Source organism: Polymorphospora rubra (assembly GCF_018324255.1).
Lineage (GTDB): Bacteria > Actinomycetota > Actinomycetes > Mycobacteriales > Micromonosporaceae > Polymorphospora > Polymorphospora rubra.
The window spans coordinates 5051885-5065637 of sequence record NZ_AP023359.1; the positions used below are offsets into that span (position 1 = coordinate 5051885).

10 protein-coding genes and 2 pseudogenes are annotated in these 13753 nt (G+C 71.4%); 8 read left to right on the plus strand and 4 right to left on the minus strand.

Translation table 11 applies throughout. The features are described 5' to 3' along the window. The first annotated feature begins 31 nt into the window (after positions 1–31). From Prubr_RS22845 to Prubr_RS22855, 3 genes are all read left to right on the plus strand, one after another. Complete coding sequence (locus tag Prubr_RS22845; protein ID WP_212816941.1) at positions 32–619, plus strand: CGNR zinc finger domain-containing protein; 588 nt, start codon at positions 32–34, stop codon at positions 617–619. Between the two features lie 171 nt (positions 620–790). After that, the gene (locus Prubr_RS22850; RefSeq protein WP_212816942.1) at positions 791–1360 is read left to right on the plus strand and encodes a polymorphic toxin-type HINT domain-containing protein; all 570 of its coding nucleotides are present in this window, start codon (positions 791–793) and stop codon (positions 1358–1360) included. A gap of 180 nt (positions 1361–1540) precedes the next feature. Further along, positions 1541–2032 (plus strand): hypothetical protein, encoded by a 492-nt coding sequence (locus Prubr_RS22855; RefSeq protein ID WP_212816943.1) that lies wholly within the window; start codon positions 1541–1543, stop codon positions 2030–2032. A gap of 345 nt (positions 2033–2377) precedes the next feature. Here Prubr_RS22855 and Prubr_RS22860 read toward each other — a convergent pair whose 3' ends face one another. Then, positions 2378–3259, minus strand: coding sequence for a LysR family transcriptional regulator (locus tag Prubr_RS22860; protein ID WP_212816944.1), 882 nt, complete (start codon positions 3257–3259; stop codon positions 2378–2380). A gap of 82 nt (positions 3260–3341) precedes the next feature. Here Prubr_RS22860 and Prubr_RS22865 point away from each other — a divergent pair, with 82 nt between their 5' ends. Genes Prubr_RS22865 through Prubr_RS22875 form a run of 3 tightly spaced genes read left to right on the plus strand, consistent with a single transcriptional unit; the run spans position 3342 to position 5600 of the window. Next, a complete protein-coding gene (locus Prubr_RS22865) occupies positions 3342–4400 on the plus strand; it encodes a pyridoxal-phosphate dependent enzyme (RefSeq protein WP_212816945.1) in 1059 nt (352 codons plus the stop codon). 28 nt (positions 4401–4428) lie between these two features. Beyond that, complete coding sequence (locus Prubr_RS22870) at positions 4429–4686, plus strand: hypothetical protein (protein ID WP_212816946.1); 258 nt, start codon at positions 4429–4431, stop codon at positions 4684–4686. Beyond that, complete coding sequence (locus Prubr_RS22875; RefSeq protein ID WP_212816947.1) at positions 4683–5600, plus strand: M20/M25/M40 family metallo-hydrolase; 918 nt, start codon at positions 4683–4685, stop codon at positions 5598–5600. Before Prubr_RS22870 ends, Prubr_RS22875 begins: the two co-directional genes overlap by 4 nt. 74 nt (positions 5601–5674) lie before the next feature. Here the strand turns inward: Prubr_RS22875 and metH are convergent, their stop codons facing one another. Then, a complete protein-coding gene (metH, locus tag Prubr_RS22880; protein ID WP_212816948.1) occupies positions 5675–9292 on the minus strand; it encodes a methionine synthase in 3618 nt (1205 codons plus the stop codon). A 178-nt stretch (positions 9293–9470) separates the two neighbouring features. Here metH and Prubr_RS37035 point away from each other — a divergent pair, with 178 nt between their 5' ends. Continuing rightward, entirely contained in the window at positions 9471–11036 is a 1566-nt protein-coding gene (locus Prubr_RS37035) for an aldehyde dehydrogenase family protein (protein WP_246567521.1), read from the plus strand. A gap of 36 nt (positions 11037–11072) precedes the next feature. Here Prubr_RS37035 and Prubr_RS38280 read toward each other — a convergent pair. Continuing rightward, positions 11073–12908: pseudogene (locus Prubr_RS38280) on the minus strand (nitroreductase family protein); the annotation flags it as partial. Beyond that, positions 12857–12979 (minus strand): annotated as a pseudogene (locus Prubr_RS38285) (lantibiotic dehydratase C-terminal domain-containing protein); the annotation flags it as partial. The pseudogenes Prubr_RS38285 and Prubr_RS38280, both read right to left, overlap by 52 nt. A gap of 210 nt (positions 12980–13189) precedes the next feature. On the opposite strand from Prubr_RS38285, the gene Prubr_RS22895 reads away from it, so the two are divergent. Further along, on the plus strand, positions 13190–13723 hold the full coding sequence (locus Prubr_RS22895; RefSeq protein ID WP_212816950.1) for a type II toxin-antitoxin system PemK/MazF family toxin: 534 nt from the start codon (positions 13190–13192) through the stop codon (positions 13721–13723). Positions 13724–13753: the final 30 nt, after the last annotated feature.

Genomic DNA, 13753 nt, shown 5'->3' on the forward strand with positions numbered 1-13753 from the left:
CATGATGATGCCACAGCGGTAACGTGTAGTCATGACGCAGCCAGGCGACCGCGCACCGGCACCCGGCGCGCTCACCCTCGTGCAGGACTTCGCCAACACCGCCGACCTCGCCGGCGGGCACGACAGCCTGGGCGCCGCCGGCGACCTCGCCGCCCTCTGCGCCGCACACGGCCTCACCGACGTGTGCTTCGACGAAACCGACATCGGCGAGGCCCGCAGGCTCCGCGAGGCGCTGCGCGACGTGTGCGAGGCACACACCGGCGTCGAGGTCCCCGCGACCAGCCTCGCCGTCCTCGGCGCGATGCTCGACGGGGCACCGCTGACGCTCTCGATCGACGCCGCCGGGCAGGCCAGCGCCGTGCCACGGCCCGGCCTCACCGGCCTGTCCGCCCTCACCGCCGAACTCGCGGCCCGGATCGTCGTCGCCGCCGCCGACCGCACCTGGCCCCGCCTGAAGGCGTGCGGCGCCCACGACTGCCGGTGGGTCTACTACGACCACAGCCCGGCCGGCCGCAGCCGCTGGTGCACGATGAGCATCTGCGGCAGCCGGGCGAAGATGCGCGCCTACCGGGGCCGGGGCCGCCCGATCAACGCCAGCGTCGTACCCACCCGTAGTTGACCGCGACGAACGGGTCCCCACCAAAGCATCGACGAACTTCACCCATAGGCAGTTGCAGAGGGCGTTAGTTTCGTCAGCGGTGTCGAGGGCTACAGCAGCGAGTGGGAGAGTACCTGGGCCTGGACCGGGCGTCCTAGCGGCCGCAGTTTCGCTCCTGACACACCTGTGCTGATGGCGGATGGCAGCACCAAGAATATTGCGGATGTGGTCGTGGGTGACGTTGTGGTCGCGACCGATCCTGGGACGGGCGTTACAACGGCGAGCGTTGTGACGCACCTTCACCTCAATCAGGATGGCAACCTGGTCGACCTTACTATTGCTTATGGTGATCAGTCGGCTTCTATCATCAAAACAACTGGCGACCACCCCTTCTGGAGTGAAACCCGCCAACTTTGGATCGATGCCGGCAAGTTGGAGATCGGCGAAGAGTTGGCCTCTGCCGCGTCTGGCAATGCCAAAGTGGTAGAGATCAAACGCTACAGGGGTAACAAGTTGATGCATGACCTCACCGTTGATGTGGTGCATGCGTACTATGTGTTGGCAGGTGACGCGCCGGTGCTCGTGCATAATTCATGCCCAGCAGCGGCTCGCCTCACTAGTAGTCCCGATGCGCCTGTCATCAACAGTAAACTGTCTACACGGATACGAATCGGACCTTCCGCATCGATATCGAGAACCAGAATCCGGGCCAGCCGGGAGCGAATATTCATCTGCAGCCCATGGGGCGGGGGCCTCAGGTAAGTATTACTATCATCAAGCGACAGGGCAGTGGATCTCCGAAACTGGAGAGGTTTTGCCTCGTAAGATCGCGAAGCAGATTCCGCAAAGCGCGATCAATCGCGCTTACCGATATTTGAGGAGAACGCCGCCGTGAGGATGAATTCTCATATGAGTAGGGTTCTCGAAAGTGGACCCGTAAAGGTGGGTCGCGAGCTGCCACCTGATCTCGATCTCATAGCAAAGGGTGGATGGGTGCTCGGCCCTTGCGGTGCGATCTTGCTGAAATCCTTGTGGGGAAGTGGGTGGCGCACCAGTATTGATGCTGCGGAAGTCGGGACATACGAGTATGAGGTGAATGATGTCTACGGTTCTCTGGCTGACCTCGCGGATGATCGGGCGACCTATCTGAATAGAGCGGCTGTGCGGGGTTTCTCCTTTGCTCTCCGTATGCTGAAGGATGCTGCCGAACTTCCGGGGGCCGGCAGTTTGATGGCAACGGTGGGTGTGTCGGTGGACGAAGGGGATGAGGATTTCCTGCTGCAAGGAGTCACTGTCAGAATGTTTAGTCGTCGAGGCGATTACCCGAATTGGTTCGACGATCTGGAGCGGTATCAGAGTGAGGCGATGGCTGTAGTTGATGTGACTGATATTGCTGACCGTGACCCGTTAGTCAGGTTTATGTCTGGCAAGTAGTCTGCTGGCGCCGGACTGCTGTGGGTGGATGCCCTGGTGCTACTGTGTGTGATTGCGTTCGCTGCTTGGATTGTCGTGAGGCGTCACTGTCAGATGCGGATGTGTCGATTGGCGTCCGTCCAAGAGTGTGGTCCTGCTAGTGGGTCAGATACGGCTCGGCGGCAGGGTGAGGTTTCCGGTAAGGGCGGTCCACGAACCGGACACGTGCCACCTCCGCTGCAATGGGAGGCAGTTCCATCAGCTCGAACGGACGAGTCCGGCAATCTGCCTGCTATCAGAATCGGCGCTGTCGATGTTCTCAGGTCGACGCAACTGAAGTCCTTTCTCGGGCGGCCGATGACGACGTCAGGAAAGGGCATCGTGCAGAGCCCGGCGTATGACGGTCACCGCCGGGTGGGATTCGCTGCCCGCGCGTACGACGGTGAAGATGCGGCGGTGCTGGCGGGCGTCCGGGATCGGCAGGCGTACGACGTCCGGGGTGAACTCGGCCGGCACCAGGGCCGGGATGAACGCCGCGGCCTGGCCGGCGCGTACCAGGGCGGCCTGCACGAGCAGGTCGGTGCTGGTGTGTGCCACGTCGGGCTCGAACCCGGCGGCCCGGCACAGCGCCGTCGACCAGGTCCGGGCGACCGTACCGACCGATTCCATCACCCACGGGTGTTCCGCCAGCTCGGCGAGCCGGGTGATCCGGGTGCCGGCCGGCAGGACGAGCAGCATCTCGTCGCGGCACAGGTCCTCCTGCTGCAGCTCCGGTGGGCGGGGTGCGGGGCGGTCCGGGTAGTCCTCGGCGACGACGAGGTCGAGGTCGCGGGCGAGCAGGGCCGGCAGGGCGATCTCCGGTTCCATGCCGGTGACCTCGATCCGCAGCGCCGGATGCCGCTCGCGGAGCCGGGCCAGGGCGCGCGGGACCAGCGTGAGGGCGGCGCTCTGGAAGGTGGCGACCCGCAGCGTGCCGGTGACCTCGGTCAGACTGGCGGCGACGTCGGCCTCGGCCCGTTCGAGGCGGGCCAGGATCGCGTCGGCGTGACCGACGAGCACCTGGGCGGGGGCGGTGAGGCGGACGCCGCGGCCGACACGTTCGAGCAGCGGGGTGCCGACCTCGCGTTCGAGGACCGACAGTTGCTGCGACACGGCCGACGGGCTGTAGGAGAGGGCTTCGGCGACGGCGGCGATGGTGCCGCGCATCGCGAGTTCGCGCAGCAGCCGCAGCCGGTGTACGTCCAACACCCGCCAACCGTAAGCGGAGCTGACGGGTTTCGTTCGGAAACGTTCGCTGGACCGACGTACGGGGGACGCGGACGCTGGAACCATGCTGACCGCGACTGTCCCGGACTCGTACCTGCGACCCGAGGCGCGGGGCTGGCGGTGCCGTCCGGCCCCCGGCGACGTACCCGGGTTCCACCGGGCCCTCAACGGCTACCGGCCGACACCGCTGGTCGAACTGCCGGCGCTGGCCGCCGAGGCCGGCGTCGGCCGGCTCTTCGTCAAGGACGAGTCCGACCGGTTCGGACTACCCGCGTTCAAGATCCTCGGCGCGTCGTGGGCGATCCGGCAGGCGCTGGCCGCCCGGGCGGGCAGCCGGCACGCCGCACTCGTCGCCGCCACCGAGGGTAACCACGGGCGGGCGGTCGCCCGGGTGGCCCGGATGCGGCGGCAACCGGCCCACATCTTCGTCCCGGCGACGATCAGCGCCGCGTCGGCGGCCGCGATCCGGTCCGAGGGCGCCACTGTGACGACCGTCCCCGACGGCTACGACGAGACGGTACGCCGAGCTGCGGCGTACGCGGTCGAAGACCCGTCCCGGCTGCTGATCCAGGACACCGCGTGGCCCGGCTACGAGCAGGTCCCGGCCTGGATCGTCGAAGGCTACTCGACCCTGTTCCACGAGGTCGACGCGCAGTTGGCGGCCGCCGGCGCGACACCCGCGGCACTCGTCGGCGTGCCGGTCGGCGTCGGCTCGCTGGCCCAGGCCGCCGTCGTGCACCACCGCAGCGGGCCCGGCCGGCCGGCAGCCCTGCTCGGCGTCGAACCCGCCGTCGCCGGCTGCGTCACCACCAGCCTGCGGGCCGGCGCGCTGACCGAGGTGCCGACCGGCACGACCGTGCTGGCCGGGCTCAACTGCGGTGTGCCGTCCAGCCTCGCCTGGCCGTACCTGCGGGACGGCCTCGACGCCGCGACCACCGTGAGTGACGACGAGGCGGTGCGGGCGCGGGCCGACCTGGCCGCGCACGGCGTGGCGGCCGGCGCGAGCGGTGCCGCACCGCTCGCGGGGCTGCGCGCCATGCGGCACCGCACCGACCTCGGCCTCACCCGGGCGTCCACGGTCGTTCTGCTCAGCACCGACGGCGCCGCCGGGCGGCCGGCGTGACCGCCGACGTTGTCGCCGGACGGCCGGCGTGACCGCCGACGTCGTCGCGCTGCTGCGCGAACTGGTCGCGGTCGACTCGGCGAACCCGTCGCTGGTGCCGGGTGCCGCCGGGGAGCGGGCCATCGCCGGGTACGTCGAACGGTGGGCCCGCGACAACGGCCTGTCCGCCCGGATCGTCGCCCCCGACCCGGCCCGGCCCAGCGTCGTGGTGCGCGGCGGCGGTGGGGAGGCGGACGCACCCTGCTGCTCTGCGGCCACCTCGACACCGTCGGGCACGGCACGATGACCGACCCGCTGACGCCCCGGGTCGCCGGCGACCGGCTCTACGCCCGCGGCGCGTACGACATGAAGGCCGGCCTGGCCGCGGCGCTGATCGCCTGCCGGCAGGCGGCCCGTGACGGGCTGGCCGGTGAGGTGGTCGTCGCGGCCGTCGCCGACGAGGAACACGCCAGCCGGGGCGTGCGGGACGTGCTCGCCGCCGGCGGGCTGGACGTCGACGCGGCGATCGTCACCGAACCGACCGAGTTGGCGGTCGCGGTCGGCCACCGTGGCTTCGTCTGGAGCGAGATCGAGGTGACCGGCCGGGCCGCGCACGGCTCCCGCCCACACCTCGGCGTCGACGCGATCCTCAAGGCCGGACCGGTGCTCGTCGCCCTCGCCGAACTCGACACCCGCCTGCGGAAGACCGTCCACCCGCTGCTCGGCAGCGGCAACCTGCACGGCTCACTGATCGAGGGCGGGCGGGAGGAGTCGACGATCCCGGACCGCTGCCTGATCACCGTCGAGCGGCGTACGCTGCCCGGCGAAACCGTCGCCGACGTCGAACGTGACCTCGCCGAACTGCTCGACCGGTGCCGGGCCGCCGACCCCGAGCTGGCCGTCACCAGCCGTACGACGTTGGCCCGCGACCCGTTCGAGACCGACCCGTCGGCACCGGTCGTGACCGCGCTGGGGGCGGCCGTCGCGCGGGTGACCGGGCGGGCGCCCGAGGTGACCGGGATGAGCTACTGGGCCGACTCGGGCTTCCTGGCCGCCGCCGGCATCCCGACCGTCCTGTTCGGACCGGGTGGGGACGGCGCGCACGCCGAGGTCGAATGGGTCAGCCTTGCCGACACGGTCGCCTGCGCCGACACCCTGATCGCCGTCACCCGGTCGTTCTGCGGCGGGTTCGAGCCACGAGGCGCCGACCTCGATCGGTGATCGTCTGCTGTTGAGGCGTTGACGGATCGGCGTGTCAACTGTCTGAACAGCAGACGATCATGCAGGCGTGATCGTCAGGACGGGTCGTAGGAGAGGTTGGGGCGTAGCCAGCGTTCCATTTCGGCGACGCCGACGCCCTTGCGGGCGGCGTACTCCTCGACCTGGTCCCGGTCGATCCGACCGATCGCGAAGTAGCGCGACTCCGGGTGCGCGAACAGCAGACCGCTGACGCTGGCCGCCGGTGTCATCGCGTACGACTCGGTCAGGCCCATGCCCAGGCTCGTCGCGTCGAGGATCTTGAAGAGCTTGTCCTTCTCGGTGTGGTCGGGGCAGGCCGGGTAGCCGAACGCGGGCCGGATGCCCCGGAACCGCTCGGCGTGCAGGTCCGCGAGCGACGGGTTCGCTTCCGGCTCGTACCAGCCGCGCCGGGCGGCGAGGTGCACGTATTCGGCGGCGGCCTCGGCGAGCCGGTCGGCGATCGCCTTGACCATGATGGCCCGGTAGTCGTCGTGCTCGGCCTCGTAGCCGGCGGCCAGCTCGTCGGCGCCGTGCACCGAGACGGCGAACGCGCCGATGTGGTCACCGCCGTCCGCCGGGGCGACGAAGTCGGCGAGGCTGCGGTTGGGACGGCCGCCCTCCCACAGCGCCTGCTGGCGCAGCTGCGGGAACCGGGTGCCGTCGGCGAGCACGATGTCGTCACCCTCGGTGTGGGCCGGCCAGAACCCGTAGACGCCACGGACCCGCAGCAGGTCGCCGGCCATGATCTCGTCGAGCATGGCGATCGCGTCGTCGTAGAGTTCGCGAGCGGCCGGCTCGTCGAGGATCGCCGGGAACTTGCCCTTCAGCTCCCAGGCGGTGAAGAAGAACTGCCAGTCGATCAGCGCGCGCACCTCGGCCAGCGCCGGCTCGACCGTACGGGTGCCGGTGAACGGCGGGGTCGGCAGGTCGGCGAAGTCGAGGCGTACCCGGTTGGCGCGGGCCTCGGCCAGCGACATCAGCGGCCGCTTCTCCTTGGCGGCGTGCTGCTCGCGCAGCCGCTCCTGCTCCTCGCGGTTGGCCGTGTCGAGCTTGTCCGACCGGACCGGGTCGAGCAGGTCGGAGACGACGCCGACGACCCGCGACGCGTCGAGCACGTGCACGGTCGAGCCGGTGTACGCCGGCGCGATCCTTACGGCGGTGTGCTGCTTCGACGTGGTCGCCCCGCCGATCAGCAGCGGCAGCCGGATGCCGCGCCGGTCCATCTCCTTGGCGACGTTGACCATCTCGTCGAGCGACGGGGTGATCAGCCCGGACAGGCCGATCGCGTCGGCGCGCTCGGCGACCGCGGTGTCGAGGATCTTCGCGGCGGGCACCATCACGCCGAGGTCGATGACCTCGTAGTTGTTGCAGCCGAGCACCACGCCGACGATGTTCTTGCCGATGTCGTGCACGTCGCCCTTGACGGTGGCCATCACGACCTTGCCCTGGGCGCGGCCGCCCCCGACCCGGTTCTCCCGGATCGCGGCCTGCTTCTCCTCCTCCATGTACGGCTCCAGGTAGGCCACCGAGCGCTTCATCACCCGCGCGCTCTTGACCACCTGGGGGAGGAACATCTTGCCGGCGCCGAAGAGGTCGCCGACGACCTTCATGCCGTCCATCAGCGGACCCTCGATGACGTCGAGCGGTCGGGCCGCCTCCAGCCGGGCCTGCTCGGTGTCCTCCTCGATGAAGTCGACGATGCCGTGCACCAGCGCGTGCGCCAGCCGCTTCTCGACCGGCGCCTCGCGCCAGGAGAGGTCGACGGCGCGCTTCGTGCCGGCCCCCTTGACCGTCTCGGCGAACGAGACCAGCCGGTCGGTGGCGTCCGGCCGCCGGTCGAAGATCACGTCTTCGACGAGTTCGAGCAGGTCGGCCGGGATGTCCTCGTAGACGACCAGTTGGCCGGCGTTGACGATGCCCATGTCCAGGCCGGCCCGGATGGCGTGCAGCAGGAACGCGGAGTGCATCGCCTCGCGTACGACGTCGTTGCCCCGGAACGAGAACGACAGGTTCGAGATGCCGCCGCTGGTCCGTGCCCCCGGGCAGCGTTCCTTGATCAGTGGAAGCGCCTCGATGAACGCCTTGGCGTAGCCGTTGTGCTCCTCGATGCCGGTGGCGACCGCGAGCACGTTCGGGTCGAAGATGATGTCCTCGGGCGCGAATCCGGCCTGCTCCGTCAGCAGGTCGTAGGCCCGGGCGCAGATCGCCACCTTGCGCTCGACCGTGTCGGCCTGGCCCTGCTCGTCGAAGGCCATCACGACCGCGCCGGCACCGTAGTCACGGATCCGTCGGGCCTGCTCGAGGAACTGCTCCTCGCCCTCCTTGAGGCTGATCGAGTTAACCACGGCCTTGCCCTGCACGCACTTGAGCCCGGCCTCCAGCACGCTCCACCGCGAGCTGTCGATCATGACCGGGATCCGGGCCACCTCGGGCTCGGTGGCGATCAGGTTGAGGAACGTCGTCATGGCCTGCTCGCCGTCGAGCAGGTCGGCGTCCATGTTCACGTCGAGCAGGTTGGCGCCGCCGCGTACCTGCTCCAGCGCGACGTCGACGGCGCCCTGGTGGTCGTCGGCCTCGATCAGCCGGCGGAACCGGGCCGAACCGGTGACGTTGGTCCGCTCGCCGATCATCACGAACCCGGTGTCCGAGGTGATATCGAACGGCTCGAGCCCGCTGAACCGCGACGCGGGCGGCTGTGCGACCGCCCGTCGGGGCGGCAGCGTGGCGACCTTCTCGGCGATCCGCGCGATGTGCGCCGGGGTGGTGCCGCAGCAGCCGCCGACCACGTTGACGAAGCCGGCCTCGGCGAACTCGCCCAGCAGCCGGGCGGTGTCGTGGGGCTGCTCGTCGTAGCCGCCGAACGCGTTCGGCAGCCCGGCGTTGGGGTAGCAGGCGGTGTAGGTGCCGGCGATCTTCGCCATCGCCTCCATGTGCGGACGCATCTCGCTGGCGCCGAGCGAGCAGTTGAGCCCCACGAAGAGCGGCTCGGCGTGCGCGACGGCCGCCCAGAACGCCTCGACCGTCTGCCCGGACAGGGTGCGCCCGCTCAGGTCGACGATGGTGACCGAGATCCACAGCGGCAGGTCCGGGGCCACCTCGCGGGCCGCCGTGATCGCCGCCTTGCAGTTGAGCGTGTCGAAGATCGTCTCGATCAGCAGTACGTCGACGCCGCCCTCGGCCAGCGCCGCGATCTGCTCCGCGTACGCCGCCTTCACCTGGTCGTACGTCACCGAGCGGAACGCCGGGTCGTCGACCTTGGGCGACAGCGACAGGGTGACGTTGAGCGGTCCGACCGAGCCGGCGACGAACTTTCCGCCGGCCTCGTCGGCGGCCTGCCGGGCCAGCCGCGCACCGGCGACGTTCATCTCGCGTACGGCCGACTCCATGCCGTAGTCGGCCTGGCCGATGCTGGTCGCGGTGAACGTGTTGGTGGTGGTGATGTCGGCACCGGCCGCCAGGTATTGGCGGTGGATGTCGAGGATCACGTCCGGCCGGGTGAGATTCAGCAGATCGGGGTCGCCGGTCAGGTCGTGGCCATGATCGGCGAATCGGTCGCCGCGGTAGTCCGCCGGGGTCAGGGCGGCGCCCTGCAGCATCGTCCCCCACGCCCCGTCGAGTACGAGAATCCGCTGCTCAAGAAGGCTTCTGAGGGTTTCCGCGCGTCCCGCCACCATGCTCCCGTTCATAGGCTGAATTGCGCCGGCCGTGGGCGAACTGCTCCCGTGTGCCGAAAGGCCAAAGAAACATGATCCCCCACGAACTTCCAACCAAGGCTACCTTTCCCACTGGTCGGCCAGGGGCACCCGTCCCACCGCCGGCCCGCACCGCCCGCCCCGAAGAACGGAGTTCCCCATGCCGGTCACCGTCACCTCCCGCATCGCCGGAAAACCCGTCGACCAGGGTGAACCGGCCGGCCCCGACGGGTGGTACCGGTCGGTGGACCCGGCCGACACCGGTCAGGTCGTCGCGGACGTGATGCTCGGCACCGCCGACACCTACCTCGCCGCCTGCCGGGCCGCCCGGGACGCCCAGCCCGCGTGGGCCGACGTTCCGGCCCCGGTACGCGGTCGGGCCGTCGGGCACATCGGCCGCCTCGTCGAGGCCAACGCCGAAGCACTCGCCGCCCTGCTCACCCGCGAGATCGGCAAGCCGTACGCCGAGGCGCTGGGCGAGGTCCGCGAGATCGTCGACACCTGCGACTTCTTCCTCGGCGAGGGCCGGCGCCTCTACGGGCAGACCGTCCCGTCCGAGATGCCCGACAAACAGCTCTTCACCTTCCGTAACCCGGTCGGTGTGGTCAATGTCATCACCGCCGGCAACTTCCCGGCCGCCGTTCCGGCCTGGTACGTCGTACCGGCACTGCTCGCCGGCAACACCGTGGTGTGGAAGCCGGCCGAATACGCCGCCGCCACCTCGCTGGCCCTCTACGAGCTGTTCGTGCGGGCCGGGCTGCCGGACGGCGTACTCAACATCGTCTTCGCCGACGGCGGGACGACCTTCGACGGGCTGTCCCGGGCCCTCGACGAACGACTCGTCGACAAGGTCGGCTTCACCGGCTCCAGCGCGGTCGGCGCCCGCATCGGCGAACTCTGCGGCCGGCACCTCCAGACGCCCTGCCTCGAACTGGGCGGCAAGAACCCGATGGTCGTCACCCCGACCGCCGACCTCGACCTGGCCGTACGCGGCGCGCTCTTCTCCGGCTTCGGCACCGCCGGCCAGCGCTGCACCTCACTCGGCACGGTGATCGTCCACGAGACCCGGCACGCCGAGTTCCTGGCCCGGTTCACCGAGGCGGTCGCGGCGGCACCGGTCGGCGACCCGACGGCGGCCGTGGTGTTCGGCCCGCTGATCGACGAGCGGTTCGCCCGCCGGTTCGAGGACTACCTCGGCTGGATCCGGCCGCACCACACGGTCTCCGGATCGCCGCACACCGGCCGGATCACCACCGACCGGCCGCGCCCCGGCTTCGTCGGCGACCCGACCGCGGGCCTCTACTACCACCCGACGATCGTCGACGGCGTACGCCCCGACGACGACCTCTTCCGGCACGAGACGTTCGGTCCGGTGGTCGGGGTGACGACGTACCGGGATCTGGACGAGGCGATCCGACTGGGCAACCTGCCCGGCTACGGCCTGTCGGCGGCGATCTACACCGCCGACGCGGGAGAGGCGTTCGCGTTCCGTCGGGGGATCGGGGCGGGCATGGTCAGCGTCAACAACACGACCTCCGGCGCCGAGGCGCACCTGCCGTTCGGTGGCAACGGACTGTCCGGCAACGGCAGCCGCCAGTCCGGCATCTGGGTCCTCGACCAGTTCACCCGCTGGCAGTCGGTCAACTGGGACCACTCCGGCACGCTGCAGAAGGCCCAGATGGATGTGGCCGATCTGACCCCGGACCTCACCTACCGGCTCCCGTGACCCCGGAAACCCGATCCCCAACGGGTGGCCGAGGGGGAGGGCGTAGAAGGCGGTCGCGTGCACGCCGTCGAGGAGCAGCAACTGGTTGAGGTCGTCGTCGAAGAAACCAGCCACCGGCACCGACGACAACCCCATCGCGGTCGCGGCCAGCAGCAGGTTCTGGGCGAGATGGCCGGCCTCCATCGCGGCGTACCGGTAGGCGCGCTGCCCGAACCGCGTCCGCAGCTCACCGAGGTCGCTGGTCACGAACAGCCACAGCGGCACCGCGTCGACGTCGATCGCGACCTCGGCCCCGACATCGGGCGAAACGGCCAACCGCGGCCGGAGCGCGAGCTGCGGGGCGATCCGGCGCAGCCGCCCGTCGGTGGGCGCCGGGGCGGTCCGGTGCAGCGCGTGACCGGCCGGCCGGTACGCGTACAGCGCCGGCCCGATCCCGTCGACCCGTCGCGGCCACACCACCAGGGAGGTCGCCGACCGGCCACCGGCGGCGGGATACGCCAGCCGTGCCCGGTCCCCGCCGCCGGGCGTGGTGTCGCCCGCCGCGTAGTGCAGGAGCCGGGACAGGTCTTCGCCGGCCAGGGGCGTGGCCGCGAACCGGCGGTGGCTGCGTCGGCCCCGCAGCGCGTCGGCGAGCGGCACCTCCGCCAGCGCCCCGGCGGCGACCGCCGGCAGCCGCACGACGTTCCGGTCGGCCGGTCCGGCCAGGGCCACCGGGGCGGCCGGGGCGGGGAAGCCGGCCGGTGGTGCGTCGTCGGCCGCCGTCCCGTCCGTTCCGCCCGGCGGCGTGGCCGGAGCCCCGGCCGGCGGCGTGGCCGGAACTCCGGCCGGCCGGTGGCGGTCGTGTCGGGGGGACTGCGCCGTCCACCGGGAGCGGACGTACTTTGCCCGCTCGTGATAGATCCGGTCCGCGCCGTCCAGCCCGGCATCGTGGAAGCCGGTCGGGCCGGTTCCCGGCAGGTAGGCGAACGACGCGAGCCAGGCGACCTGGCTTCCGGCGGCCGCCCCGAGCCCGATCCGGTTGTGCAGCAGGTGGATCTGGGCGGCGAGCACCGACCCCAGCGGTGTGGCGGACGGGTCGTCGCCGGGCGGTGTCCGGGCCGCGTCACCGGCCCCCGTCGGGAGTACGTCGACGTACTCGGCGACGGCGTCCGCCCAGGCCGCCACCGTCGTACGGGCCAACCCGCCGGGCTCGACCGACGCGGCGACGACCAGCCGGCGCTGCCGTACCCGGTCGGGGTCGTCCTGGAACTCGGCCTCGGCGGCGTCGAGCGCCGTGGACAGGTCGGCGCCGGCGGCTTCCGGGGTGAGCGCCCGACCGTTGGCGTAGCCGCGCAGCAGCGCGACCGCGTCGGCGTCGTCGAGACGGGCGGCGGCGACCATCGCGAACAGCAGGTCCAGGCAGGCCGCCATCCGCCGGCGGGTGGGCAGCTTGAGCACGGCGAGCGCCACCCGGCTCGACTCGGCGGCCAGCCGCTCGGCCGCCCCGACCCCCGCCGGCCCGCCGGCCTGCGCCGGCCTGCCGGTCGCCGCCGGGCCCCCGGTCGCCGCCGGGCCCCCGGTCGCCGCCGGGCCCCCGGTCGCCGCCGGGCCCCGGTCGCCGCCGGGCCCCCGGTCGCCGCCGGGCCGCCGTTCGGCCCGACCCACGGCGTCTCGACGACCGCCCCGTGCCGATGCCAGCCGAACTCGCCGGCGCCCCCGGGCCGCCCGAACCGGGCGTACCAGTGCGCGGGCAGCAGTTCCCGGGGTGGCGGCGGCAGCGCGGCGACCTTCGCGGCCAGGTCGGCGCGGATCCGCCGGAGCGTGTCGGGGTCGGCGCCGGCCAGCCGCCAGCGTAGGTGTGGCCCACCCTGCCAGGACCGTTCGTAGTGCCACGACTCGACGCGGCCGTCCCGCAGCAGCCGGGCGGCGTACGGCCCGACGTGTTCGCGCAGCACCGCGTCCATCTGCTCCGGCCCGCCGTGCAGGTGGACGTGGAACGAACTCCAGGTGCTGGTCACAGCGGCGGCTCCTCCGGCAGCGGGCGCGGCCGACGGCCCCTGGCATTACCCGCCCGGCAGGCGCCCCAACCCTACGGCGCCGGCAGCTGTCGATCGTCCTCAGGGGACGGCCCGGCCTGCGGCCGTCGGTGATCGGGTTCGTCTAGGGTTGCGCCCATGACCAGCCTGTGGAAAGGCGTTACGGCCAAGCTCGGCAAGCTCACCGGCCGGCGGGACGCACCCGCGCCCGGGGCGCCGGCGGCCGGCCGGACGCCGAACGGCCGTACGATTCCCGCCGCCCGGCCCGCGCCGCCGCGCAACCGTCCGACCGGGGAGGTCCGGGACGGCCGCCTCCTCGTCTACGCGCCGCAGCTCGACGGGCAGGCGGATCCGGGGGAAATCGTGTGGACGTGGGTGCCCTACGAGGACGACCCGCGGCAGGGCAAGGACCGCCCGGTGCTGGTCGTCGGCCGCAAGGGCGTCACGCTGCTCGGGCTGATGCTGTCCAGCCAGGATGACCGGGACGGGCAGCGGCACTGGTTCGGGCTCGGGCCGGGGGCCTGGGACCGCGAGTCGCGGCCGAGCTGGGTACGCCTGGACCGGGTGATCGAGGTCGACGAGGACGGCATCCGCCGCGAGGGTGCGATCCTCGACCGGCGGCGGTTCGACCTGGTCGCCGCCGAGTTGCGCCGCGACTACGGCTGGAACTGAGCCGACCGGACCCGGGCTGTCGACGGGCGG